The organism is Parapedobacter tibetensis, from assembly GCF_024704835.1.
Classification (GTDB): domain Bacteria; phylum Bacteroidota; class Bacteroidia; order Sphingobacteriales; family Sphingobacteriaceae; genus Parapedobacter; species Parapedobacter tibetensis.
The window spans coordinates 444,040-469,448 of sequence record NZ_JAMXBE010000001.1 but is presented as its reverse complement, the minus strand read 5'-3'; the positions used below and the strand labels follow the sequence as shown (position 1 = coordinate 469,448).

Below are 25,409 nucleotides of genomic sequence, written 5' to 3'. Positions count from 1 at the left end.
ATTATCTTTGGAAAATGGAGTACAGGATAATCGCCCCGCCCTTGGTCTTGACGCCCTATGTCCAGTACTTCTGGTCGCTGGAAAGCAATGGCGATCCGCAACGGAACGTGGCATTCACAACGGTGGCAGATGGTTCACCCGGGCTGATATTTCAACAGATCGATGGTGTACAAGCCCAGCAGGGGGAGCGCAATTTGCCAACAGCCTATATCTACGGACAGTCGGTGAAGCCAACCCAAATCGCAATGTCGGCCCGCTTTCGCACTGTCGGGATATTTTTCTTTCCGAATGCCCTGCAAGCGATATTCGGACTTGATGCCCATGAGCTTACGGATGGCTGTGTAGATCTCTGCCTATTGGATAGCTTTAAAGGAAAAGCACTGGTGGAATGCCTGTTGAACACCGGGCGTATGGATGCACGGGTGGCACTGCTGGGCGACTATCTGTATGAGTGCGTGTTACGAAATCAGGCCAAGCAAGATGCGGAAGCCGTTTATGCAATGAAGCAGATACAGCGGGCAGATGGGCTGCTGAGCCTGCGGGAATTACGGGGTGACTTGCGCATTTCTGAACGGGGTATCGAACGCAAGTTCCAGCAAGCGGTCGGTATCGCCCCTAAATTGTTCTCGCGTATATGTCAATTCCAGTCGGCCCTCGAACACATCCGCACCGGCCGGTTTGACAGCCTCACCGAAGTGGCCTTTGCCCATGGCTATGCAGACCAATCGCACTTCATCCGCACCTTTAGAGCCTTTACCGACCTTTCGCCGAAGCAATACCGCAAAACACTCATCGAAACATTGCCGAATTTTCCCCAACGCATCGGATAGTCGCAGTTTGGAGATTCATTGTCGCCAAACTGGAAATGCACATGGCCGTCGCACCTCGGTAGAAACTTTGCGGTGTATTATACTGCGCTTATTCTTTGACCGTCAGTGAACCGAGGTCTCTTAACACCACTTTTTCTTCCCCGATCATTCGGGTAACATAATAGACCGAACCTGACTCAGCCCCGGCCGGCACCCTGACATCGATGGTGTAATTATCCATGCTTACAATCTCTGCGCTGATAAGTTCTGAGGTACTTGAGGAAAACAATATCTCTGTGTTGTTCGTATTTGTGTCCAGGTAGTCTCCCTCGATGGTGATGGTCTCGCCGACATAAGCCCGTGCCGGATGGAATTCATATACCCGTGGATACTTTTCGTAATAAAAAACCGCAGTATCCCGGTTACCGCTGATATTTTCAAACACAATTGTCGCCTCATACGGGTTTACGGTGAATGTTCCGTCAGGAACAGTCACTTCGGCCTCACCCACACGGATTCTGAAATCTGCCGGTATTCCGTTGATCTCGATTTTGTTTTCCGATTCTATTGAGGTAAACCCATATCCTTTCACGGTAATCGTTCCCCCTTCCGCCATATACATTGGGGTAACTTCCTCAATATGGACTTCCCGATCCAGGGGTTCTGCCGGGTCGCTTTCGCAACTTACAAAACTGAAAGAAATTAAGACAACAAATGATAAAAAGTATCTATACATGGGAATGTGAATTAAATGTCAATTGGGGGCAAACTTTACGTTCTGACAACCAACCTAGCCCTGACAATTTAAACGATTCCACCAAGCTAAAACCTATAGCCGACTGACACACCGAAAGATCTGTTTCTTACCGTACTTTCGGGTCTATAATCTGCCCATCTTGGCTGTAGATCTGCTATGCCCTGTTGCATATCAAACGATACGGAATATTGGTTGAAAAGTGCGTATCCGATCTTGAAATGTGCTCCATAATCCCAAGGTTTCGCAAAAACATGAGTGTTCATGTCGGCGCTATGGGATGCGTCGTTTTGGAAAGCTATATCGCCTTTTCCCTCTATCACGACATCGCCAATCAGCACGGTTCCGCTCGTTGTCCATCTGCCTCCGGCTCCGTAGCCCACATACGGCCCCACCGCCAGCAAAAGCATACCGGGGCCGATTTTCGGACTGTATAAGAAATCAACAGGCAATTCAATATACGAAACCTTGGCTTCAAAATCATCGCCCCAACCAATATGTGATGATCCTTTCTGCTTAAAACCCCGTTTTGCGTATACAAGGGCGGGACTAAGGGTAAACTCTTCGGAAAAATGGATGGCTGCGCCAAGTCCCAGATATATTCCCGGCACGGATGATGTGCTTGCTTTCCTCCCGTCCTGGTCTTTGGCGGAAATATTGGAATAATTCAAGCCGGCTCTTACATCCCATTCTATCTGAGCGCAACAAATTTCGGCAACATTTATTAAAGCAAGCAAGGAAAGTAATTTCTTATAATTCATAATGGCCTTACGGTGATAAATTTTTTTCATAGGATTTGATTGTTATTGGTGATTAATCACTGTAATTCTTGGTTGTGGCTATTATTTAAGCCTATAATTAATTTGATATTAAAACAACTGATAATATACGCCACTAATTTAAACAATATTCCCGCTTGTGGGATATTGTAGTCGTAATTTGTCTGTTACCGAAAAATATAATGGTTTAAATTATTCCCGCTAATGGGAATATTATGCCATATTTGATTATCAGTTAATTTGCTGTTTTATGCCGACCACCCACAACATTGATTTTACAAAGGCAAGTTTCAAGGATTTTGAAGAAATCCATGGCCTTGACGCATTCCAGAGGGCATAAATTTTTGCAGATTTTACCGACCACATGCTTGGACACGACCAGATGAACTTCCGTTTTATCACCAAAGGCTGCGGCCCTGTTGTGGAAGTACTGTCGCCATACTACTACGAATGGAAAACCTGTGTCAGCTTGGTGTCGAATGATTACCTTAACTTCACGCAACATCCGAAAGTCAAGGCTGCCGCCATTGAGGGAATCAAAAAATATGGCGCTGGTGCGGGAGCATCCCCGCTTATAGGTGGTCACCATGAATATCATGTGCAACTCGAAGACAGTCTGTCACATTTTTTCGGTCGGCCAACAGGCTCTTGCTTGGTGTACACCACGGGCTATACCGCCAATAGCTCAACCCTCTTGGCTCTGATGAAAAGTGATGATTGCGCCATCGTGGATATGGCCGTTCACGCCTCAGTGTATGAAGGGTTGATGGGTACGAACACCAAGCGGTTTCCGCACAACAGCCTCGTTCATCTTGAAAGAGCATTGGCCGATGCACAAGCGAAGTACCTGACGCGTCTCGTGATTATAGACGGGGTATATTCACAGGATGGCGACTTTGCGAAAATGGATGAAATCCATGCCCTGACAAAACAGTACGGCGCATATCTTATGGTGGATGATGCGCATGGCATAGGTGTTATTGGGGAGCGGGGTAGGGGGTGTATCGAGCTTTTCGACCTGCTTGATGAAGTAGATATTATCTCCGGCACACTGAGCAAAGCCTTTGCCCACATCGGTGGGTTCATAGTCGCCAAACCTGAAATGGTAAACTACCTTAGATTCCAATCGCGGCAGCAGGTCTTTTCGTCCACATCCACACCCGCCGCTGTGGGGTTGCTTAAAGCCATTGACCTGATAGACGAGGAACCCGAATGGCGCAAGAAACTTGCGGATAATGTCGCATATTACAAACAGGGCCTGTTGGATATGAAATTGGACATCGGCATTACAGCTTCCCCAATAATACCCATAAAAATAGGGGATGCCCATAAAACTGAAAAAGTTGCACGGTTGTTATTCAATGCGGGGGTATATGCCAACTGCATCGTCTATCCCGGAGTTTCCCGAAAGGATGCCCGTATACGGACAAGCCTTATGGCCACGCATACCCGCGAGCATTTGGACAAGGCCCTCAACGCATTCGATTACGTAAACCGGAAACTTAAAATAGCCAAAGACGCTTAGAGCCTGTTTAAGATTTATCGAATAAGTTTTTTATGTCTCTTTTTGGCTGCACCTTCGTCAAATTTCTTTTGATAAGCTTCCGGCTATCCCTGCGAAATAAATTTAAGCGAAGCGCTAAATCCGTTAAAAAAGCCGTTGTTACGGAGAAAAAATACGCATATTTGCTGCGTAGCTTATTTTTTGAACCTGATGGCGCTCCCAATCAATATACGCGATTTAATTACCGGTAAAACCGTCGAGTGGGACCGGATAGAATTCAAAACAGGCTGGAATCCAGAGGATGTATTGCATACCATGTGTGCTTTCGCAAACGATGTCAACAATTGGGGCGGAGGCTATATCATTATCGGAATTGCTGAGCAGGAGGGTGTGCCCGTATTTCCCCCTGTTGGATTAAAAGCTAACCAGATTGACAGAATACAAAAGGAGCTGGTCAGGCTTACTAATACCCTTGATCCATTTTATTCCCCAGTCACCGAACCTGTTGAATTTAATGGTAAAACCATTTTTATCATATGGGTGCCTGGAGGGCAAACAAGACCTTACAAAGCTCCCGTTTCGTGGTCAGTGAAAGGAACTAAGCAGTATTATATTCGCCGAGGATCGACAACCGTAAAGGCGAATCATGTCGAGGTCAAACAATTAATGGAATTGGCAGCTACTGTTCCCTTTGACGATCGCGTGAATCATCATGCCACACTGCAAGACCTTGATCTGGGATTGATAAGAGAGTTTCTGCAAGAAATAAAAAGCGACTTGTTTGAGCTTTCGACTACCATGCCTTTTGGTGACCTGTGCCGCAGGATGCGTATTGCTGAAGGTCCGGCCGAATATCTAAGGCCAATAAATGCCGGCCTGCTGTTCTTTAACCCAAATCCCAATCAGTTCTTTCGCGGAGCAATCACAGAAGTTATCCAGTTCAGAGACGATACAGGAACAGAATTTACTGAGCATACGTTTAAAGGCCCCATTCATCGCCAGATAAGGACTACACTGGATTTTCTCAAGAGTAATGTAATCGCTGAAAAAGTGGTGAAAGTGAAAGGTAGGGCTGAGGCCAACCGGTTTTATAATTTCCCCTTTGAGGTCGTAGAAGAAACGCTTGTTAACGCCTATTATCATCGCAGCTATGAGCACCAAAGCAGCATTGAAATCAATATACACCCCGATAAAATTGAAATACTCAGTTTCCCCGGTCCGCTGCCTCCCATTACCAATGAAACGCTTAAATCGGGGCGAGTGGTAAGCCGGGATTACAGGAATCGCCGTATTGGGGATTTCCTGAAAGAGTTAGACCTGACGGAAGGACGGGGAACAGGTTTTCCGAAAATATACCGCGAAATGAAGAACAACGGGTCTCCTGAGCCGGTTTTTGAAACCGATGTCAATCGGGTGAGTTTTTTAGCGACGTTGCCAATTCATCCTGCTTTTTTGTCGAATGAACCAGAAAATGAACCAGAAAATGAACCAGAAAATGAACCAGAAAGACGCCTCAATGAAATACTTTCGTTTATAGCTTCTGACCCCTATATTTCAGGGGCGGCTTTAGGGGAGCGCTTGGGAGTGAGCAGAAGTACCATAAAACGTGATCTGGATAAACTAAAACGTGGAGGGCTTATCAAAAGAATCGGACCTGACAAAGGCGGATACTGGGAGGTTGCCAAAAACGCTTAGCATTTTTTTCTCCCCTAGGCATACCTTTAACCATAAGCCATCGTTAAAAAATAGATGGTAATGCATAACTTTATGCACTTACTAAACTATAATGCTATGGCAAGGAAAAGATATCAGGGCAAAATCAACGATAAGGAACGATCGAAACTCAAACTTATAAATGCCGTTGGTACGGTCATCCAAACCAAGGGATACACCGGATTGACAGCAACCAATATCGCAGAGGCTGCCGGGATGAGCCGCCGGGCAATCTCCCTATACTTCGGTACGGTAGACAACCTTATAGAAATCTATGTCAAGGGAAAGGACTATTGGGTTGCTGCTGCTGGCAATGCACCTACCCTTGCAGAGGAAATCGGTGGTAAAGGCACCAAAGAGCTATTGGAGACGCTGCTCCTAAACCAATTCCGGTATTTCTATGATAATGAAGAAATGCAGAAAATCGTTTTATGGCAAATCAGCGAGCGTACGGAAATCATGTACGACGTCTGCGAAGAACGGGAAAAGCTAAGCAAGGCGTTTTTCGCATTATCCGATAAGGAGTTGGATGGAAAGGATGTAGACCTGCGGGCGATTGCAGCTTTATTGGTGGGTGGTATATACTACTTGGTACTGCATGCTAAGGCAACCGATAGTCTTTTCTGTGAAATTGATATCAACGAACCGGATGGCTTCAAACGGATTCAAAAAGCCGTAAGCCATGTTTTGAACTGTGCCTATGGCGATTTATCTCACTCGCCGCCCGTGGATTAAAAAAACGGCTATTGTTTATCGATCCGTTGACACGTGGTTGTCGGTTTTGTTCAATTTTGCTCACTTTATCACCCTTATTTTTGCTGGATAAATTATTTAAAAATGATAGCAATAACTGGAGCAAGTGGAAATCTAGGGCAATTGACCCTTTCCCATTTAACAAAGAAAATGGATCCAAACCGGGTAGTAGCCGTGGTAAGGGATCCGAAAAAATTGACGTCGTATCGCGACAGCGGTATCGCAATTCGGCAGGCCGATTACGATGATCCTGAGTCTTTGGTTCGGGCATTTTCGGGTGTGGAAAAGCTACTGCAGATTTCAGCGTCCGCTACGGGGGCATTGGGGCAACAACATGAATTAAATGTGGTGAAAGCGGCTAAGGCGGCGGGCGTGGAGAAGATTATCTATACAAGCACGCTGACACCTAGCCCCAACGCGGTGTTCGGTGCCGGCCGCATCTGCTCGACTACCGAACAAGCGATCAAGGACAGCGGGCTGGACTACACCTTTTTTAGGAACAGCATGTACCAGGAAACCATTCCGATGTTCATTGGCAGCGCCGTACAAGATGGCCAGATTTATTACCCCAGTGGTGAAGGCAAGGTCAGTTTTGCTGCCCGGACGGATATGGCCGAGGCATTAGCGAATGTACTCACGGGTGATGGGCATCATAAGGCGACTTACCGGATTACTGGTGACGAAGCTTTTTCCTTCGCAGATATAGCGACCCTGCTTAGATCGGAAAAACGCTTGGATGCTACTCATCATGATATCCCTTCTGAAGCGTATAAAGAGGAGTTAGGGAAAACCGGGCTCCCCCAAAGCGAGATTGATTTCATAGCAAGTATGGCGGCAAGTATTCGCATCGGTGAGTTTTCCGCAGTGGACGACCAATTGGAAAACTTGCTTGGCCGCCCGCGGTTTAAAACGAGTGATTACATCCGCAGCTTATAATGCTGCGGATGCCGTTATGAGTTGCTTTGCTGCGGTTAATGGCACCTCATACCGTCCACGTTGGTCTATTTCATAACCAGCTAGGGAATATTTCGCATGTTCGGACGTAGCGGCCAACTGGAGATAAGCGCTTGACGTATGCGCATCGGCCCCGGCGAAGGTGATGCGCACCTCACCTGTTTTTTCGTTGTAGGCCACCTCCTCGATACGGCCGGCATCCGCGGTAATCCATAGGCCGATAGGAGCGATGAAGATTTTGGCTTGCGAAGCGGTGGTTACCTTGGTGGTTATCCACGCGCCTTTTTGCGTGAGGATGCCACTAAAGGCCACCCAACCAAATTCGGGATGCTGGGTGATGTACGTGCCAGCGTTTACCGTGTAGCCGTAAAAACCGCTGCCATAGTCGCCCGCATACCCATCAATGGCCAATGTAGCAGGGTAAGAGTGGAACGCCGCCGGGCCGAAACCATCTTCGGTGATATTGGCTAGTGCGCCCATGGCTCCTGCATGGCCCACACGGAGCAGGTAAAAATCGTCTGGGTTGTCTCGGTAATGGGTAAGCACCGGTATGGAGTTGAGCGCCGAGCCATAATGGTGCAGCTGCCGCTCGATGCGCGAAAGCTTGCCACCATACACGAAATCCCAATACCGGCGGGCACTGCCGTTGTACCCCCAATGGGGTAGGGTGGGCATGTAGGCTAGGATGGCATTGAGAGTCACCAACGCTTTGTCGTCAATACCGAAGTAGCGCGACCATAAGTATACTTCTTCCTGCCCGGTAGAATCCCAGGGCATCTCGCTGCCGAAGGGATAGGCCAGTGTACGCCAATGCTCGGCACGTTTGCGCATGGCCGCTTCCAATTGGCTGGCCATGTCGGTAAGTCCTTCCGCTTTAAGATCGTTGAGCACCAACAGGAAAATGGAGCCTTCCATCTGGCCGAACTGCGCATAGTACGGCGCATGTTTCACCATGGCCATGGCGGTGTGGTATGCCCGTTCTAGGGAGGTTTGCCAAGGTGTTTCAGTGACCAAGCCCACATAGTTGCGAGCCAGCCTGTACATCGTCCAGTGTGCTGCCGTGACGTGTGGGTAGTTATAAGATCGTCCGGGGTTGTCTGCCTCCTTCTTAGGCCAGGCCGACCAGCCACGGTAGTTGATGGTATCGCTGTAGGTGCCCGCAGGCATGGAATCGGGTTCGTAGAAAAACAGACTTTTTTTGACACCATATTGCAATTCGCCCTCGTTGTACTGGATACCGCCCCAAAGGGTTTCATTGACGAAGCGTTTCAATTTTTCTACCTCGGTCTTGTTGGGCTGCAGCACCTGCTTCATGATGGCCGCAAGCCAACTACCGGCTCCTGCTTCATCGCTCAGCCCTGCATACCATGCGCGTGACTCTTGGGTGAGGTGCTTCTTGGCCTCGTAATCATAGTTGATGACGGACGGGGAACGGCCGAAGAGGTCATTGTCGTTTTCATACCATTGTGTAGTGGTAAGGAAATGACCCAAATCAGCCACCACTTCCGCCTCGGATTTGATGACCTTGTAGCTGATGGTTTGTTTGAGGCCATCAGCATAGGTGACGGTGAGCCTTGCCCTTCCCCAATTTTTCCCCCTGACGGTATAGTTCGCCCAGCCACTTTTGGCCTGCTTACCTTTTTCGATGATCAGCGCATCTGCTGGGTACGCGGTTATTGACGTTACCTTATGGGTGTGACGAAGGAAGAGCTTGGCAGGGACATCCTGGGGAACAACATAGCCGGGTATACCAACAGCCACAGGGCGCTTTTGGGTAGCGAGGGTTCCCTCGATTTCGCGAATGCTAGGCGCCATGACAAACTTGAGGGCAAAGCTCTTGGATTCACCGGCCTTGAGGTGGGTGGAAGTCGATTCATTCCATTGTTCCACACCCTTCCATTCGGCTTCCGCGTGGGCCTTGCTATGGATCATCCACTCGTGGAAACCTTCGAATACAATGCTGCGGGGAGTAGGATCGTCGTTCAAGGGATTGTAAGCTTCGAAGGGCGCATTCTCATGGGGTAGCACCAACAATACGGGGCCATTACCATGCAGTCGATTGATTTGTAGGTAACCGGCATCCTGACCAATATAAGGATCGAAAAACACGTTGTCGGCATGGGCTTCATCCAGGTGTTTGTCTTGCAGAATATTATTGAAAATCATAGGGATACCCAATGATCCAATCTCGATTTCTCCACCTGTCTTGTTCGTCAATTCAAAGCGTAGCACCAGCTGACCATCCACCGATTCCCAAAAACGTGTCACGCTAATTGGAGCATCCGGAGGTAACGTTGGCCCCAGATCAGCTGCGGCCAAGGTATTGCCCGCAGTGGCTAATGGGCCTACCGGCGATCTTTTGGTCGCGGTGGAATAAGATTTCCATGCTTCGCTCTGATTGGTTTTGATTCGGAAATTGATATCGCCCAAATGGTAAAGGCCATCCTTTGCCCGCATCTCCAGCCGCTCATCAGGGGTATAGTCGAAAGCCGTATCGGCTACGGGGATAAGCCCTGCCACTGTTTGGGAGGCTTTTACGAGCTTGAGTTTGAAAGGCGGTATGGTGAGTTCGTCGATACCTTGTTCCAATCCCAACGTAGACGGACGCTGGGCAATACGCTCCCATGGTGACTGGGCAAGGCATGGCAGCTGAAGCAAAAGTGTGATGCAAAATACCAGGCCTGTTAAAGAAAGAGGTCGGAGAAAGTTGGTGTTCAGTATATACATGATCGTGATGTTTCTGAACAACAAATGTAGCTAAGGCGCTTTTATTTTAACGATAACATATTGGCTAATATTACTTGGATATTGATGCGTCCCACAACCCCGAACACATGGCAGCATCGAGAGAAGTTTGAAGCGGGGGCATCGCAAACCAAGGTTTAGGGATTGCCAAATACTTCTTCCAGCACAGTGTGAAGCCGTTCGTCTCGCAGGTTGGAAGCTACGATTTTACCTTCGGGATCTACCAGGTAGTTTTGGGGTACGCCACGTACGCCATATTGAACGGCAACGGCATTGTTCCATCCTTTGAGATCGGAGACATGGATCCAGGGTAACCCATCTGTTTCGATGGCTTTCAACCAAGCCCCCCTGGTATTCTGGTCATCCAAGGAAACAGCCAGCACTTCCAGCCCTTTGTCTTTATGGTTTTCATACGCCTTTTTCAGGTTGGGATTTTCGGCGCGGCAGGGGGCGCACCAGCTTGCCCAAAAATCTACCAGCACATAGCGGCCGCGGAAGTCTGAAAGGCTGATTGGGTTGCCATCGACATCCGACTGCGTGAAATCCGGAGCGATGTTGCCGATTTGAATGGTTTTTTCAGCTTCGATGCGGCTGGCCAACCCTTTTGCCATGCTCAGGTTGCGTACCTCTTCCGACAGGTTAGCCAGGATTGGCTCGATCTCACTGAGTGGATGGGTGTTGGCTACATCACGCAGGGCCTCGGCAGCGAAAATGGAGCTGGGGTTATTCTTCGCGTACGCGAGTTCCTTTTGCCTGCGATTCTCCAAGATGGTGTCATACTTTGTCCGCAGCGCATTCATTTTTTCGTTAAACTTAGGATCATCATTGGATATGGAAGCGGCGGTTTTGCCGGCTTCATCCATAATAGCCATAAAACATCCCCCGATCTCATCAAGGAAGGCAACATACTCGTCGTGTAGGGGCGATCCGGTAATGTCGGCACGCTTCAAGGAATCAGCAATGACCATGTGGTAATTTTCGTTACCGACGAAAAAATACAACCGGTCACCGATGTTCTGGATCATGTATTTTCCTTTCCCTTCATGGTCTAGGATCATACGGGCAAAATTGGGTTCTGTCACCGCACCCCCAAAGGCGAATTTACCATCTTTAACAATGGTCGAGTCGCTGTGACTGCCGTCCAGACCTTGGTAATCAAAGTACACCATGCAACCATCTTTTGCAGTAGGTGTCGTGCCTGCAATCTTGAAGCCCTCCTGTGCCTGGGCTACGGCAGTACCGGCTGCGAATGCGACCAGCAACATATTTAATAATTTACTATTCATCTTCATTATTTATTGGTTACTTTATAATTTTTGATTCAATTCCTAAAAGCTATATCTACCGGATACCCCGGTATGTCGTCGATTTGCCCGGTAAGGTCGCCGAAACGCCCGGTTTGGATGGCGAGGTAATACAGGCTGGTGCCTGAGCCGACCACGAGGGTGTTTTCTCCATCGGTAAACTTGATCATGGTAACTGGTGTATTGAATTGCGTATTCAACTCCCGCACTTCTTCATTCAATGGGTTGTACTGGTATACCTTGCTGCCTGAGGCGATGTAGATCACCCCGTTTCTCGCTGCTAATAGTTTGGTGTTTTCACCAAACAACTCCTGACGTACAAAGGGCCTTTCATGCCCGGGGGTAAAGGTGAATGGGCCGTTAAAGTTCACGTTGAATAGGAGCTCATAGACCGTTCCATCTTCACCCGAGACATAAGCATAGGTGTCGGCGTTATTGATTTGCACCATATCGATCAGGTCCATACCCACATGGAGCGGGTCAAAGATTTCCGGATTAATTACGCTGTATTGGGTGCCGAAATAGGTGGGTCCGTTATAGAGGTTGAACCGTAGGAATTGCTGTCTTTCGCGGTCGAAGGCAATGAAGCTAGTGTTGTTATCAACGGTACTCATGACGAAAGTGGGAGCCAGTTCATAATCGCCGTCGGCATAACCACCAAACATGCCATACGTGGCCGCTTGGTTCCAGGTGTTCGTGGTGCCCCCGTAAAACTTTCCATTGACGATACCCATCAGTACGCCCCGTTCAAACTGCTGGAATGAACCCACCGTCATGTTGGCGGGAGGGGAAAAGAAGTTGGTCGCCAAGGTGTTTGGGTAGAGCGGATCTTCCTGCATCGTACTTACATTGAGTCGTACACCGCCGTGCCGGCTGATGAGCCAATAACCCAGTGGCATACCGCCCGTACCGAGGTCGCTCATGTAGAAGAGATGAATGGGCTCGTCCAGAAGCTGTTTGCCATTGATTGCTTCGTAGATGCGCGGCTGTACGGTACTATCTGGCTTGATAAAGGAAAACCGGGTGATGCCATCTTCAACGCTAAGGACCGTAGTGCCCCGGACAAACTCTGTAATTCCTTGTATCACAAAAGTATGGAAATACCGCATGCCGTTGGTTTTGTTATGTACCGTTAGACGGGCGGTATATCGGTTGGCTTGCAATCCGAATACAATGCGGAGCGACGACCCCAGAAATTCGTAAGCGCCCGCTGGCGCTTCCGGTACGCCAATACTCCATTCCAGCTCAATATCTGCGTCGGCAGCTGCTGTCACCTGGGGTTCGATAATGAGGCTGTCGCCCACGATGGCTTCGTAGAGCGTGTCGAGGTTGCCTACGACCGGGATTTCCGGCATGTTGATGTCGTAATTGCCTTTGTCTTTATAACAGCTTGCGAACAGCAACGCTACTATACTAATGGAAAGAATATATCTCATATTATCTAACCTCCTCTCCGTTTTCGTCAATAAAATAATACCTACCGGCAGCGGCATTAAATCGCAGCAGTATCGTCCGGGCAGGGTTGTCTACATGGTAAAAATGGTATGCTGCCGTGGAGCCTTCCGTAACCGGATCCAGCACATAGCCTTTCTCGGGATTGTTAGCGACCCAGGTAACCGGATTGTTCAGCATCATGGTCAACAGATTCACGAAATACAAGTTTTTGGGAGCATCTTGTCCGACAGTGGACAGCTCGATCTGTTCTGTCACGAGAAGAAAAAGTTGATGTTTGATCCGGGTGTACGCACCTAACCACATATTCCACCATCCCGGTTCCTCCAGCCGAGCGGAAAAGACCACCTTGGCACGGATGAGATCGGGGTTTTCGATACCGAAATCATCGGATGCTTTCAGTTTAATAATCAGGGAAACGGTAGTTCCCTCTAGATCAGCGGTGTTATAAATAATCAGGGGTAAATAAGCCCAGCCTATGTTGGCTTGCAACGGGTACTGAACTTGTAATGGTTCATAGTGTTCTCCTGCTATGGCCGAGGAGGAGTCTTGGTCTACGTACGCGGTGTAATATCGTGTCTGGTCTACGCGGATGCCCGATAACCGGGTGAGGATATACACCGTGTCCTGAGCCTTGGTCATGTCATAGGCAAAGGTGTAGGTGATGCTGTCTACGTACTCGCCTGTAATTGAGTCTGTAAAGTCAAAATAAATATTAGCCGAATGGTCATAGGTGTAAAGTTCCGCTTTTTCACAGCTGGAACCGAACACGAGCAATCCGGCCAGTGCGTATAAAAATATCTTTATCGAGTGGTTATACATGTTGTGCTGGATTTAACGGTTTCCATAAATGATTTCATCGTCGGGAAGCGGCAGAACGAAAATGGCGTTAGATGCCGGTATCGCGTTGCCACTTTGGGTGGGGATGGGTTGGTTCATCCTTTTATAGGTATAAAACAGCTGGCCTTCCGCCAACAGTTCTTTGCGGTACTCTTTCAGCAATTCGGTTTTGAATGCCGACTCATTAGCCACGGATAACGTTTCGCCGATACCGCGGTGCTGGCGTACCGCATCGATATATGCCAATGCCACTTCCGGATCGGTCGGGTAGGTACACTCTGCAGCGATGTAATATAACTCGCTCAACCGGATGGCCGGTGCCATCAGGTAGTGGATGTTGGCATTTTCCGCATCGCTCAATGTGTTCCTCCGGTATTTGTCGATGATGGAGATGAAGTCGTTGTTTTGGGACCGGGTCGTATACCATTGCCGGTAGCGCTGATCAGTGCTGCCCACACCGGCTGTTTCATAAATCGCTTGGGTCACAGCTTGGCTAAGGTACATGCCGCTTGTGTTTTCCCGGAACCAATCACGATTATATGCATCGCCCATATTGGGGATATACCAGCCAAATACGAGTTCCTTATACAGGATGCGGTCCTTCTTGTCTTGGTCCACCGCTAAGAAATTGGCCATGGCTGTCCAAGGGATTTTTTCGGATTGGATCACTTCCCGGGCGTTCAGCAGGGCATTGGACTTATCATTCTTGTAGAGGTAAACCCTAGCCAGCGCTCCACATACGGCATAGTAATTCATCCGGTGCCGCCGGTTCTGCAGGAAAAGGTTCCGGTTGTTTTCTTCGGTGTTAAGGGTTGAGTCCGTTTGTGTGGGATAACCCACAATGTAACCCGCATCGCGGATGGGGTCGTTTGCCAACAGGGCTTTGGCCGCTTCCAGGTCACGCAAGGCCGAGTCAAGCGCCGCGGTAACGGTTGACATAACCGTCGTCTGGTTGGAATATGCGGTCACGTAAGGAATTCCCGCAGCATTCGGGCTATTGGCAAATGAAGGAGCGAATAACCGTAGCGCGTCGAAATGCAGGTAAGCGCGTAGGGCGAGTGTTTCACCTTTGATCAGATCATGAAGCCCAGGAGCGAACAGCGTGACCTTTTCATCCATATGTTCCAGGATCAAGTTGCAGTTAGCAACAGCATGATATAGCCCTTTCCAGATACCGTCCTTGCGCTGGATGAAGTTCGCATTGTTGTATTCAAAGTTGCGTGTCCGGAGGTATCTGAGCGGATCATCGGCGCGGATGGTATAATTCTGGGCCAGTACTTCCGGTGTGCCAATCGTCAGTTCCTTGCCGTAAAGATTGTCTTGCGCACAGCGGCTATAGACGCCAAGTAGTGCTTCTTCGAATCCCTCCGGTGTGGAAAAGAGCACTTCCTGATCCACCTGGGTTTCAGGCTGGATGTCCAGCCATTTACTGCAAGATGCCAAGCTGGCGAGGAATACTACGAGTAGTGATATGGTAATTTTGTTCATCGTTTTCAAATCAAGTTGAGCCAAAAGTTCTTAAAACGCAGCTTGTAAGGAGAGCGTTACACTACGCGCGAATGGGTAGTTGATACCACGCTCGAGTGCTACTGAAGACCAGCGGAAGAGATCGTTGGCAGTTAGCCCTACGCGCAATCGTGACAATGACAGTTTTGTGGCAAGCGTTTGGTCCACGTCGTAGGATAAAAATACCGACTGCAGGGTCAGCACATTATCCGGCATGATGAAGCGCGACGAAACGCGGGTTTCCCCCAGGTCGGCAATGTTCTTATAAAAGGTGTGGTCGCCCGATTGTTGCCACTTTTCCTCGAAGACACGATGGTCTACGTTGTAGCGCGGATCGGCATTCTCTACACGGTCCACCAGTGTTTGGTTGTATAGGTCGCCTCCGAAACGGGTCTGGAAGTAAGCGACAACCATGAACTGTTTATAACGCACGGTACCTCCGAAGGAACCCGTTGCTTTTGGGGTCGCATTGCCGACCACGGTAATGTCACGGGCATCCCAATCGTACGTGAGCGAGCCGTCCCTTTTCACGTAGATTTCCCGTCCGTTTTCCGGATCGATTCCCAAAGATGGCACCGCGTAGATGGCGTCAACCGATTGCCCTTCGTTATAACGCAATAGCGGGACACCACGCAGGTCTTCGTCGTCATCGGTTTCCGGCACTTGCTGCTGTGCGTCGTTTACCCGGTCATTGTAGGCCTTTAACGCATTGGAAATCCGTACGATTTTGTTGGTGTTGTGGGCGAAGTTGCCCATCAATGTTACCGTCCATGTTGGATTGCTGACAGCTGTCCAGCTCAGGTTGAGTTCCGCTCCGCGGTTTTCCATATCGCCCAGGTTCTCTTTGTAGGAGGAGAAGCCGGAGGAAGGCGCAATGCTGATGTCTGCCAGAATATCCCGGGTGAGTCGGCGGTAAATGCGCGGAGTCAACATCAGCCTGTCGTGAAAGAGGCCAAGGTCAAACCCAATGTCGCTGTTCTGTGTCTTTTGCCAAGACAGGTTGTTGTTACCGAAATTGGACACGATGGCGCCGATACCCGAAGAATACCAGTTTTCTTGCTGGTATTCGTACGTGGTCCGTGACATATAGGGTGAGAACTGGACGGAACCGGTCAGACCGGTGGTAAAGCGCAGACGCAAGAGGCTCACCACATTGGATTGGAACCAGGGTTCTTGGTGAACGTTCCAGCCCAGCCCGAATGACCAGAAAGGTGCAGTGCGGTTATTGCTGCCGAATTTGGACGACCCATCGGTGCGGATGGTCGCGTCAAGCAGGTACCGGTTACGGAAAGCGTAGTTGGTGCTTGCGAATACGCCAAATAATCTGGATTCGTCCAAGGTGCTGCGCGGACTAGCGTCTTCGGCATATCCCCTGGCGAAGCCGACGCTGCTGAAGCGATCGTTCGGAAAGCCAATGGCGATAAACGAGCGTTCATCCATCCGTTCGGTGCGGATGTTGGCACCTGCCACAAAGTTGATGTTGTGGTCGTCGATTTGCTTAATGTAGTTCAGGCGGACGTTGCCATCCCAGAATAGTTCGTCAATATTGCCACTCGTATAGCTTCCCTTTTCGTCGGTCCGCGAAGCTTCGTAATGATAGAACTCATTGGCTAAGGGTGAGCGATAGTCATCCAATTGGTGGAGCCGCTTGGTGAAACTGAGCTGGCCACGGAGCCGCAAGCCGGAAGCCAATTCGAATTCGCCGGAGAGGTTGTCGATGATTTCGTTGTAACCAGTGCGGTTGAAACTGCTTAACGTGGCGTTGTATAGGGGGTTTAGGATATTGTCCGAGACGACGCCTTCGCTGCTGCTGTATCTATCCCACATGTCGGGCACCTGAACGATGTTGCCATGATCATCGGCCATCCGGTAATAGGGATTCATCCGGACGTATTCGGCGAAGCTCCCATAAGGCGATTCCTGCGCATCTACTACCGTGATGGCTAGCTCATTTTGAAACCGGATTTTGGAGTTTGGGCTGTAGCTGAAGTTCATGCTCCCCGAATATTGGTTGCGGTGCGACCCCCTCATGACACCTGGACGGGTTTGGTAGCGGAGGTCCACGCCATAGCGGAACACTTCCGAACCGCCTTCCACGAAAAGCCCGTGCTTCTGACCTACCGCAGTGCGCACCGGTTGGGATAACCAATAGGTGTCTACGCCGCCGACCACGTAGGCCTTTCTTCGGTAGTACATTTGGTCCAGCATATCTTGCGGGAGGCTATTTTCCGTGGTTGCCTCGTATAAACCCGCAAGGAGCTCATATTCCAGCTTTTCAGCGGCGTTCAATACCTGGTAGTCGCTCAGATCCGGTCCGTTGATGTTGGTTTCATGGCTGTAGGTCACGCGTAGCTTGCCGTCTTTGGGAGCTTTAGTAGTGATGACCATCACGCCGTTTGCCGCGCGGGATCCGTAGACGGCTGTGGCGGCTGCATCTTTTAGGAGCGTCACGGAAGCGACTCGGTTCATGTCCAGATCAAGGATTTTTTGGACATTTACCTCATATCCGTCCAGGATAAAAGCAGGCAGGTTTACCGTACTGGTGATGTTGTCGCGCCTTAATACGTCACTATCCGTTCCGGCAGGGAGGGCTGATGATCCCCTTACGGTAATGTTAGGCAGTGCATTCGGATTCGATCCAGCTAGGTTGTTTTCCGCCAATCGGAACGAGGGATCGAACACCTGAATGGCTTGCAGGATATTCTGCGGATTGACCTGTTGTAGCTCTTCACCGGTTTTGGTGACGGCTGTGCCGGTGTAGGTGTCGCGGTTGATGATCTGGTAACCGGTGACAACCACCTCATCCATTTCTTTGGATTCTTCAATGAGCACAACCGTGTAATCGGTTTCGCCATCGCGGATCTTGATGACTGTTTTTTCGTATCCCACAAAGCTGATGGTAATGGTTTTGTCTTCGGGTATCCCCTGAAGGGTAAACCTGCCTTCCTTGTCAGAGGTAACGGTGCGTCCGCCTTTTACGGCAATGGTAGCACCAGCAAGGGGTAATTGGTCTTTCCCCAAGACTATGCCGGTGATGCGTTGCTGCTGTGCCTGTCGAGGCGTGGAGTTTCCAGGCTGTGTGGGATGGAATTCCAACATGATGGTTTTTTCGACCATGCGATAAGTCAATTGCTGATCTTGCAATACGAGACCGAGGAATTCAATCAAGGGCATGCCTTGGGCCTGGATGCTCACCGGCTTGGCATTGTCTATCAAGGTCTTGCTGCCAAGGACCTCGTAATCGGTTTGCTGCTTGATGGCTTGCAGCACGTGATGTAGTGGTTTGTTTTCTCCGTGGTAGGTGATGCTTTGGGAATAGCCCGCAAAGCTCCACTGGAAAAGCGCCATTAGACAGCATAGTACAGCGCATTTGGTGACGCTGAAATCATGGTTTTTATTCATTAAGTTACATCGTTTGTTTTCCGCAAACTCATAGCCGATGCGAGACCGGTAAAATTGCTTTTAACAGCACTTTTACCTAAGTTTGGGCGGTTTGGATTATTGATTTGTTTATTTGACCTAAGGGATACATGATGTTATCCGTAATATAAACTGTGTAACGTTTGCTGTATATTAGTCCTCCTTCCTATTTGTTTCGATGTGTGATAATATGGTCAGTTTCTGCCCATTTTCGAGGCGGTATCGTATTCCATTGGTTTCGAGAATATGCATGACGGTAGAGAGGTTGTTGTTGCGATGGACACCGCCGAAGAATTCAATGGCTGGGATCCTGCCTTCATAGTGTACTTCGATATCATACCAACGTTCCAATTCGCCCATGACTTGACGTAAGTCCTTGCCGTCAAAATTGAATCGACCATTCCGCCAAGCTAACTCCGTTTGGGGATCAACGTCAATCACATCGAGCCGTTTGGTTGACGATACGCTCTGCTGTCCGGGCTTTAATATGGTGTTCGGTAAGGGGTGGTCAGACAAGGGTGTTACCCGCACACTGCCTTCCACCAAGGTGGTTTTGGTGTTCGGCTCATCCGGATAGGCGGCGATATTGAATTGAGTGCCCAGAACCTCCACATGCTGGCCTTTACTCACTACCCGGAACGGCACGCTAGGCGAATCCGCAGATTCGCTAATCCGCAGATTATTCGCTTTTTTGGCCTGTGCAGCGACTTCAAAATACGCTTCCCCTTCGAGCTCAACAACGCGTTCATTGCCGTTAAACCGCGATGGGTACCTCAATGTACTTGCTGAATTCAGCCAAACGTTGGTTCCGTCGGCGAGGGTGATCTTGTAGGTGCCGCCTTTGGGGGTAGATAATGTCACAAGTCGGGAGTCCGGAATCCGAGTGTCTGACTCCGGACTGATCACAAAGGTTCCGTCTACATAGGTAATGTCATCGCCTACGACAATTCCTTCATGGCTTGAACTTAAATTGATCATCCGTCCATCCGTGAGTGTAAGCATAGCTTTAGGGCCTCCTGGAAGGACATCTGATTGTATAGCTGCTTGATGGTCGTTGTCGGTCTTGTTGTCCAAGAAGAAATAGCCGATGGTAAGCAGGGCTACAAAAACCGCAGCCACTCGTAGCCATGGGAATCGGCTTTTCACGGAAGGTGAGTGGGTAATGTCCCTGAAAATTGTGCCGGCTTTCTCGGTTGGAAGTTCTTCCTGATTTTTGGTGTCAATAGCCGCCCAAGTGGACTGCATGATTGCTTTGATTTTCCCTTCGCAGTTTGGATCTGACAAGATCCGTTCCCATTCCCGCGCTTCCGACGTTGACAGGGAGTCGGTGAGGTAACGACGGTGCAAGTAAATAATGCGTTGGTCAATCTCCATGGGGGTCTTTTTATATAAAGACGTACCAGCCGCAGGTTAGGGGCAATGAGATGATGAAATTTTTTAAAAAAGTTTAAGAAAGACAATCAGGATACCCAGTTCCGTATGTTGTTTGAGATAGTTTCGCAAAAAACGGAGCGCCAATTTCATGTGGCGATGGACAGTTTGAGCCGATAGATTCATTTGCGCGGCGGCTTGCTCGTATTTGAGGCCCTGCTGATGGCAAAGCTGATATACACGCTTTTGTTGCGGGGGCAGTTGCACAATGGCTTCCTCTAGGATACGGCGTGTGTCGTGGAGCATGATGGTCTCCTCGGTTTCGTTCGTATAATCATCATGATTGGGTAAGGCAACCATCAATTTCGATCGGATTTTCATTCTTCGCAGTTGATCGAACGAATGATTACGGGAGATAGTGAAAATATAGTTGTCCAAATCTACAATGTCGCTCAGTGATTCGCCCTTTTCCCATAGTTTCAGGAAGATTTCTTGTGTTGCTTCTTCGGCTTGCTGGGTTGATTTCAGGTATTTTAACGCAAATGTGTAAACTCGGGAGTTATAATGATCGAAAATGAGCTTGAAAGCGCGAGAATCTCCCGTTGAGGATCGAATTAGTGCGTCTCTTTCGTTAAAAATCGGGGGATGTTTGCTCATTTCTCTACTAAACGTCGGCTAATATAAATAAAAATGATTGGAAAGAGTGTGTGGCTTTTGGTAAGGATGAATGCGGTGCGGAAAAAGCGATTTAAATTTAGCCTATGTTATATGGATTTTCCTTTTAACTTTGTCAACATAACAATTAAAGGATAAACCTACTTTAAGATAATGAAGAACAAAGCAAATAAATCATTGGCCGCGATCTTGGCGGTAGCCGGAATGTCAGCTTGCAATCCCCCTCAAGAACAGACCGCAGACACCGAAGGAATAGCTGTTTTGACCGTTTCTCCCGCTGATTTCGAAGCCGAAATCGATGGGGATTCCGTGAAACTTTACACCCTCACGAATGGTGTGGCTGTTGCGACCATTACGAATTATGGTGCGCGTGTAGTAAGCCTTCATGTACCGGACAAGCATGCTGATTTGGTGGACGTCGTGTTGGGATATACTGATTTGGCGGCCTATCGGCAGCCAGGAGAAGGGTTCTATGGGGCCATTGTGGGGCGCTATGGCAACCGCATTGCCAAAGGGCAGTTTGAGCTGGAAGGTCAACAACACCAATTGGAATTAAACGACGGTACCAACACCTTGCATGGGGGCACTAATGGATTCTTTGCCAAAGTATGGGAAGTGAAGAGCGTTACCGATAGCAGTTTGGAATTGCAATACGTCTCTCCCGACGGCGATGCTGGCTACCCAGGAAAGTTGGAAACTACAGTGGTTTATACGTTGACCAAGGATAATGCCCTTGACATCAGTTACTACGCCACAACGGATAAAGCGACCATTGTGAACCTGACCAACCATGCTTATTTCAACCTCAGTGGCGAAGGCGACAGCACCATACTTGATCACATACTCACCATCCGGGCTGATGGGTATACATCCGTTGATGAAACACTGATCCCTACTGGCGAAATTACTCCGGTGGAAAACACCCCATTTGATTTCCGCCAGCCTACGGCCATCGGGCAGCGCATTGACACGACAGACGCCCAGCTATTGCTTGGGAAAGGGTATGACCATAATTTTGTACTGAAAAAAGATGTTGGCCTGCAATTGGTGGCTACCGTGGAAAGTCCAAAGACAGGTATCGTAATGGATATTTTGACGGAAGAGCCAGGTTTGCAGTTTTATAGCGGCAATTTCATGGACAATGTACAGCATGCGAAGGGAGGCAAAACCTACAGCTATCGGTCGGCGTTTTGTTTGGAGACCCAGCATTTTCCTGATGCACCGAACAAACCGGATTTCCCTTCTACGGTACTGGAACCGAAGGCGGAATATCGCACCAGAACGGTATATAAATTTAGGAGAAATTAGTGTAAAAGCGAATAGAACAGCTATTGATGAGTGTTTTCAATATTGTCATTGCATTATTGTCGATTTTTAGCATCATTCTGTTGTCCGCTACATTTTTCATCCCTGAAACATCGGAAGTCTACCGGCTTATCGGATACTTTGATTTTTCACTTTGCGCCATTTTTCTGATTGATTTTTTCAGGCAGGTTTTTCAAGCCCCGAATAAAGTGAGATACCTTTATACAACGGGTTGGCTTGACTTGCTGTCATCCATTCCCATGGTTTCCGAGTTCCGCTACATCCGAATTTTCCGGGTGTTCCGGGTGCTGCGGATCATCAAATCTTTTAAATTGTTGATTGCATTTATCCAGCACAATAGAGCGGCAACATTATATGGTTTCGTGGTATTCACTTCCTATACAACCCTTGTGCTTTGCACAACGGCAGTATTATACGTGGAGCAGGGTGTGGGCAATATCACTACTGCCGAAAATGCATTATGGTGGAGTTACATCACCATCACCACGGTAGGGTACGGCGATTTTTATCCGGTGACTACCACTGGGAAGGCGTTGGCATCTGTGCTCATCTTCTGTGGAATCGCCACATTCGGCACGGCCATATCATATATCAACGAAAAGGTCGAGTCCTTCAAAAGGAAGAACTAAAAGGGGTGTGCCATTCGTTTAAGGCCCAACCAACAATTCCTGATTGACGTACTGGTAGCTTTTCTTGACACTCTCAAAGGGGTCAATGGTGATGATGTCTTGCTCAACGAAAGCATATTGCAAACCAGCCGTTTCTTGTTCTGATAGGATTTTCTTGAAATCAATGGCCCCCGTGCCCACTTCTGTATAGGTAATCGCGGGTAGGAGTTCCATGATGGGTTTCTTATCGTACTCGGGGCCTGTGACCGGAACCGTATTGCGTTTGTCCATATCCTTGATATGCCATAGCGGGAAACGGCCGGGATACTTCTTGAAATAGGTTGTACTATCTATGCCTGATTTCTCGCTCCAAAACAAATCCAGCTCAAACACGACCAGCTCTTCATCGGTGTTTTCGATCAAGATGTCCATCCCTTTACTCCCGTCATCAAATGTCCTAAACTCCCAAAAATGGTTATGGTAACCAACTTTCAGACCCGATTTGGCCGCGAGCTCCCCAGCTTTGTTAAGCTGATCGGCCATGAAGCGATAATCATCGCTTGTAAGGCTATCGATGAGCATCATGGGCGGGACGGGTGCTATCAGGTACTGTTGACCCAGCTCTGCAGCAGTATCGATGTAGATGTTGAGTGCCTCTTCGTTGCCGTCACCCGGCGTAAGGAATTCAGAAAGGTCGTAATGCCCACTATAGGTTTTCAAGCTAGATTGCTCCAATAGGCTGCGCAGATCCGAACGCGATGTCCCCCAAAACGTGGGTTCACCTTGTCCATTGATTTCCAGACCAAAAGTTTCCACATGATCATAGCCGATTTCAGCCACACGAGCAATCGTGTTTTGTACGTCTGTATCCAACACATCGCGCAGGGTATAGAGTTGGATACCGATGCCGCTGGGCAATGAAGTCCCTCCTTTTGGTGTTGGAGAGGAGCAGGAGAGTAAGGAGGGGGCAAAGTAAGCTGTTGCAAGGGCTGCACTGGCTTGCTTTAGGAAAATTCTTCTATCGGTGTTCATGTTTGGATTTTTGATTCTCGAAAGTAGTCGTTTGATTCAAAAAAAGTGAACCAGAGGATACGGTAAAACCGTACCTCTGGTCGTTGTCAAAACAGCATAGCAGTTGTTAACCGCTAAAATACACATATGCCGCTATAATAAGGACAATGATAAGTATAGAGGCTAATACCTCCCATTTGCTCCAGCTGGCCTTGCTTTCCTTCCGGTGTTCATCGGTAATGGTACCGTAGGTCAACCCTTCTATTTTCGCATATGATGGTGCTGCAGTAGCGTAGCTGACAATGAACATGACCACAAGGCTGACCAAGAAAATGCCCAAACTGTAGTATTGGAAAAACATATTATTCAGGATCCATAAAAACGAACCTTGCGAATAGGTAAAATCACTATACAATTTCACCGGTGTATCCACGGCCAACCTAATGAGGCCTAAAAGAAAGCCGGTGTAAAGCGCCGCCAAGCACCCTTTTGAATTTAGCCGCTTGTGAAAAACCCCAGCGAAAAATACCACCGCAATTGGGGGAGCGAGATAGGCCTGTACACCTTGGAGGTAATCATACAAGCCTTTGCCACCACGTATGACCGGAATCCAGAGCAAGCCAATGATAATCATGATAACGGTGGCTAATCGTCCTACCCAGACTAGCCTTTTCTGTGAAACATTGGGGCGAAGCCTCGAATAGAAATCGATGGTAAATAGGGTAGAAGAAGCATTGAAAGCTCCAGCCAGGGAGCTCATCAGAGCTGCCAACAGCCCTGCCACCACCAGCCCACGGATTCCGACGGGGAGCACATGTGCTACCATCAAAGGAAATGCCTGCTGGGCGCTTTCGCGGATGATTTCGCCATCGGGACCAATCAGCTGTGCGGTGAGCGCCGGTAGCTTGCCACTGGTAGCCAAGGCGTAGCAAATGATACCGGGGATGATGAAGATAAATACAGGGAACAATTTGAAAAATGCAGCAGCGATGGCGCCCCGCCGTGCGGTCTTTTCATCGGGTGCACCGAGCACCCGCTGAACAATGTACTGGTCGGTTGTCCAGTACCAAAGACCGATAATGGGTGCACAAAAAAGCATGCCCACCCAAGGGTAGTTGTCATTGAAGTACCATGCCATTTTCCCGGTTTCCCTTACTGGGCTCCAGGTGCTTTCTACACCCTCAGGCACCAATGGCTTCCACAGGTTAAACATCTCGTCGCCAACCGTCAATTTCAGCTCACTCCAGCCACCGATGGCTTGCAGCCCTAGGATGGTCACCAATGCCGACCCAAGGATGAGGACAACGGTTTGGAAAGCCTCGGTATAGGCTACCGCTTTCATGCCCCCCAATACGGTATAGATGCCAGTAAGGATGATAATCAGTACCGAACCCACCCAGAAACTATCCAGCCCCATGAAACTTACTTCAGGAAGGAGCACCGTGAAGACCATTCCTCCTGCGTAGACACCTACGGCGAGCTTAGTGAGCACATAGGCGACCAGCGAAATGGCCGAAAGTACGGTCCTTGCGGTTGGGGAAAATCTTCTTTCTAGAAATTCTGGCATGGTAAATACCTTCGAACGCATATAAAAAGGCACCAATATCCAAGCTAGGACCAGCAGGCACCAGGCGTGCAACTCGTAATGGGCCATCGCTACACCGTCGGTAGCCCCTGACCCTGCCAAGCCGACTAAGTGTTCGGAGCCGATATTGGATGCGAAGATGGATGCGCCAATGACAAACCAGCCAAGGCTTTTGCCAGCCAGAAAATATTCCTGTGCCGAATCTTTTTTCTTCCGCATCGTCCAGGCGGCAATGCCAGCTATCAATAGAAAATAGATGGCGATGACGAACCAATCGAGTGTTTCAAGCAATTTCATAAT

General features: G+C 48.8%; 19 protein-coding genes. 7 read left to right on the top strand and 12 right to left on the bottom strand.

The genetic code is table 11. The features are described 5' to 3' along the window. Window positions 1-14 precede the first annotated feature (14 nt). A complete protein-coding gene (locus NF543_RS01805; protein WP_257666373.1) occupies window positions 15-830 on the top strand; it encodes a helix-turn-helix transcriptional regulator in 816 nt (271 codons plus the stop codon). An 88-nt stretch (window positions 831-918) separates the two neighbouring features. On the opposite strand, the gene NF543_RS01800 is transcribed toward NF543_RS01805, so the two are convergent. Both NF543_RS01800 and NF543_RS01795 read right to left on the bottom strand, forming a co-directional pair. Beyond that, window positions 919-1,545 (bottom strand): IPT/TIG domain-containing protein, encoded by a 627-nt coding sequence (locus NF543_RS01800; RefSeq protein WP_257666372.1) that lies wholly within the window; start codon window positions 1,543-1,545, stop codon window positions 919-921. An 86-nt stretch (window positions 1,546-1,631) separates the two neighbouring features. Beyond that, window positions 1,632-2,354 (bottom strand): porin family protein, encoded by a 723-nt coding sequence (locus NF543_RS01795; protein ID WP_257666371.1) that lies wholly within the window; start codon window positions 2,352-2,354, stop codon window positions 1,632-1,634. A 370-nt stretch (window positions 2,355-2,724) separates the two neighbouring features. Between NF543_RS01795 and NF543_RS01790 the strand changes: the two genes are divergently transcribed. From NF543_RS01790 to NF543_RS01775, 4 genes are all read left to right on the top strand, one after another. Next, window positions 2,725-3,867: an aminotransferase class I/II-fold pyridoxal phosphate-dependent enzyme gene (locus tag NF543_RS01790; RefSeq protein WP_257666370.1), complete on the top strand. Its 1,143-nt coding sequence runs from the start codon at window positions 2,725-2,727 to the stop codon at window positions 3,865-3,867. A 189-nt stretch (window positions 3,868-4,056) separates the two neighbouring features. Beyond that, window positions 4,057-5,541 (top strand): RNA-binding domain-containing protein, encoded by a 1,485-nt coding sequence (locus tag NF543_RS01785; RefSeq protein ID WP_257666369.1) that lies wholly within the window; start codon window positions 4,057-4,059, stop codon window positions 5,539-5,541. 96 nt (window positions 5,542-5,637) lie between these two features. Continuing rightward, a complete protein-coding gene (locus tag NF543_RS01780) occupies window positions 5,638-6,294 on the top strand; it encodes a TetR/AcrR family transcriptional regulator (RefSeq protein ID WP_257666368.1) in 657 nt (218 codons plus the stop codon). Window positions 6,295-6,396: 102 nt separating this feature from the next. Continuing rightward, complete coding sequence (locus NF543_RS01775) at window positions 6,397-7,248, top strand: SDR family oxidoreductase (protein WP_257666367.1); 852 nt, start codon at window positions 6,397-6,399, stop codon at window positions 7,246-7,248. Here the strand turns inward: NF543_RS01775 and NF543_RS01770 are convergent. From NF543_RS01770 to NF543_RS01735, 8 genes are all read right to left on the bottom strand, one after another. Further along, window positions 7,243-9,993, bottom strand: coding sequence for a DUF5695 domain-containing protein (locus NF543_RS01770; RefSeq protein ID WP_257666366.1), 2,751 nt, complete (start codon window positions 9,991-9,993; stop codon window positions 7,243-7,245). The genes NF543_RS01775 and NF543_RS01770 overlap by 6 nt on opposite strands. Window positions 9,994-10,148: 155 nt before the next feature. Beyond that, window positions 10,149-11,297, bottom strand: a complete 1,149-nt coding sequence (locus NF543_RS01765) for a TlpA disulfide reductase family protein (protein ID WP_257666365.1) — start codon at window positions 11,295-11,297, stop codon at window positions 10,149-10,151. Window positions 11,298-11,332: 35 nt separating this feature from the next. Further along, window positions 11,333-12,751 carry a PKD-like family lipoprotein gene (locus NF543_RS01760; RefSeq protein ID WP_257666364.1) on the bottom strand — a complete coding sequence of 473 codons (1,419 nt, stop codon included), beginning with the start codon at window positions 12,749-12,751 and terminating at the stop codon, window positions 11,333-11,335. Between the two features lies 1 nt (window position 12,752). Beyond that, window positions 12,753-13,589: a DUF4843 domain-containing protein gene (locus NF543_RS01755; RefSeq protein WP_257666363.1), complete on the bottom strand. Its 837-nt coding sequence runs from the start codon at window positions 13,587-13,589 to the stop codon at window positions 12,753-12,755. Between the two features lie 12 nt (window positions 13,590-13,601). Next, the gene (locus tag NF543_RS01750) at window positions 13,602-15,095 is read right to left on the bottom strand and encodes a RagB/SusD family nutrient uptake outer membrane protein (protein WP_257666362.1); all 1,494 of its coding nucleotides are present in this window, start codon (window positions 15,093-15,095) and stop codon (window positions 13,602-13,604) included. 30 nt (window positions 15,096-15,125) lie between these two features. Next, the gene (locus NF543_RS01745) at window positions 15,126-18,515 is read right to left on the bottom strand and encodes a SusC/RagA family TonB-linked outer membrane protein (RefSeq protein WP_257666361.1); all 3,390 of its coding nucleotides are present in this window, start codon (window positions 18,513-18,515) and stop codon (window positions 15,126-15,128) included. A 171-nt stretch (window positions 18,516-18,686) separates the two neighbouring features. Then, a complete protein-coding gene (locus NF543_RS01740) occupies window positions 18,687-19,907 on the bottom strand; it encodes a FecR family protein (protein WP_257666360.1) in 1,221 nt (406 codons plus the stop codon). Between the two features lie 63 nt (window positions 19,908-19,970). Then, a complete protein-coding gene (locus NF543_RS01735; RefSeq protein ID WP_257666359.1) occupies window positions 19,971-20,561 on the bottom strand; it encodes an RNA polymerase sigma factor in 591 nt (196 codons plus the stop codon). Window positions 20,562-20,732: 171 nt separating this feature from the next. Here NF543_RS01735 and NF543_RS01730 point away from each other — a divergent pair, with 171 nt between their 5' ends. Then, on the top strand, window positions 20,733-21,887 hold the full coding sequence (locus NF543_RS01730; protein ID WP_257666358.1) for an aldose epimerase family protein: 1,155 nt from the start codon (window positions 20,733-20,735) through the stop codon (window positions 21,885-21,887). A gap of 26 nt (window positions 21,888-21,913) precedes the next feature. Beyond that, entirely contained in the window at window positions 21,914-22,534 is a 621-nt protein-coding gene (locus tag NF543_RS01725; protein ID WP_257666357.1) for an ion transporter, read from the top strand. A gap of 18 nt (window positions 22,535-22,552) precedes the next feature. Here NF543_RS01725 and NF543_RS01720 read toward each other — a convergent pair whose 3' ends face one another. Beyond that, on the bottom strand, window positions 22,553-23,545 hold the full coding sequence (locus tag NF543_RS01720; RefSeq protein WP_257666356.1) for a sugar phosphate isomerase/epimerase family protein: 993 nt from the start codon (window positions 23,543-23,545) through the stop codon (window positions 22,553-22,555). 106 nt (window positions 23,546-23,651) lie between these two features. After that, a complete protein-coding gene (locus tag NF543_RS01715; protein WP_257666355.1) occupies window positions 23,652-25,406 on the bottom strand; it encodes a sodium:solute symporter in 1,755 nt (584 codons plus the stop codon). Between the last annotated feature and the right edge of the window lie 3 nt (window positions 25,407-25,409).

What these genes read in the sequence shown, in the direction of transcription:
- NF543_RS01735 (WP_257666359.1), bottom strand. Translation starts at nt 20,561, where the DNA reads ATGAGCAAACATCCCCCGATTTTTAACGAAAGAGACGCACTAATTCGA.
- NF543_RS01795 (WP_257666371.1), bottom strand. Translation starts at nt 2,354, where the DNA reads ATGAAAAAAATTTATCACCGTAAGGCCATTATGAATTATAAGAAATTA.
- NF543_RS01750 (WP_257666362.1), bottom strand. Translation starts at nt 15,095, where the DNA reads ATGAACAAAATTACCATATCACTACTCGTAGTATTCCTCGCCAGCTTG.
- NF543_RS01740 (WP_257666360.1), bottom strand. Translation starts at nt 19,907, where the DNA reads ATGGAGATTGACCAACGCATTATTTACTTGCACCGTCGTTACCTCACC.
- NF543_RS01800 (WP_257666372.1), bottom strand. Translation starts at nt 1,545, where the DNA reads ATGTATAGATACTTTTTATCATTTGTTGTCTTAATTTCTTTCAGTTTT.
- NF543_RS01805 (WP_257666373.1), top strand. Translation starts at nt 15, where the DNA reads ATGGAGTACAGGATAATCGCCCCGCCCTTGGTCTTGACGCCCTATGTC.
- NF543_RS01775 (WP_257666367.1), top strand. Translation starts at nt 6,397, where the DNA reads ATGATAGCAATAACTGGAGCAAGTGGAAATCTAGGGCAATTGACCCTT.
- NF543_RS01730 (WP_257666358.1), top strand. Translation starts at nt 20,733, where the DNA reads ATGAAGAACAAAGCAAATAAATCATTGGCCGCGATCTTGGCGGTAGCC.
- NF543_RS01715 (WP_257666355.1), bottom strand. Translation starts at nt 25,406, where the DNA reads ATGAAATTGCTTGAAACACTCGATTGGTTCGTCATCGCCATCTATTTT.
- NF543_RS01785 (WP_257666369.1), top strand. Translation starts at nt 4,057, where the DNA reads ATGGCGCTCCCAATCAATATACGCGATTTAATTACCGGTAAAACCGTC.
- NF543_RS01765 (WP_257666365.1), bottom strand. Translation starts at nt 11,297, where the DNA reads ATGAATAGTAAATTATTAAATATGTTGCTGGTCGCATTCGCAGCCGGT.
- NF543_RS01720 (WP_257666356.1), bottom strand. Translation starts at nt 23,545, where the DNA reads ATGAACACCGATAGAAGAATTTTCCTAAAGCAAGCCAGTGCAGCCCTT.
- NF543_RS01755 (WP_257666363.1), bottom strand. Translation starts at nt 13,589, where the DNA reads ATGTATAACCACTCGATAAAGATATTTTTATACGCACTGGCCGGATTG.
- NF543_RS01790 (WP_257666370.1), top strand. Translation starts at nt 2,725, where the DNA reads ATGAACTTCCGTTTTATCACCAAAGGCTGCGGCCCTGTTGTGGAAGTA.
- NF543_RS01760 (WP_257666364.1), bottom strand. Translation starts at nt 12,751, where the DNA reads ATGAGATATATTCTTTCCATTAGTATAGTAGCGTTGCTGTTCGCAAGC.
- NF543_RS01770 (WP_257666366.1), bottom strand. Translation starts at nt 9,993, where the DNA reads ATGTATATACTGAACACCAACTTTCTCCGACCTCTTTCTTTAACAGGC.
- NF543_RS01745 (WP_257666361.1), bottom strand. Translation starts at nt 18,515, where the DNA reads ATGAATAAAAACCATGATTTCAGCGTCACCAAATGCGCTGTACTATGC.
- NF543_RS01780 (WP_257666368.1), top strand. Translation starts at nt 5,638, where the DNA reads ATGGCAAGGAAAAGATATCAGGGCAAAATCAACGATAAGGAACGATCG.
- NF543_RS01725 (WP_257666357.1), top strand. Translation starts at nt 21,914, where the DNA reads ATGAGTGTTTTCAATATTGTCATTGCATTATTGTCGATTTTTAGCATC.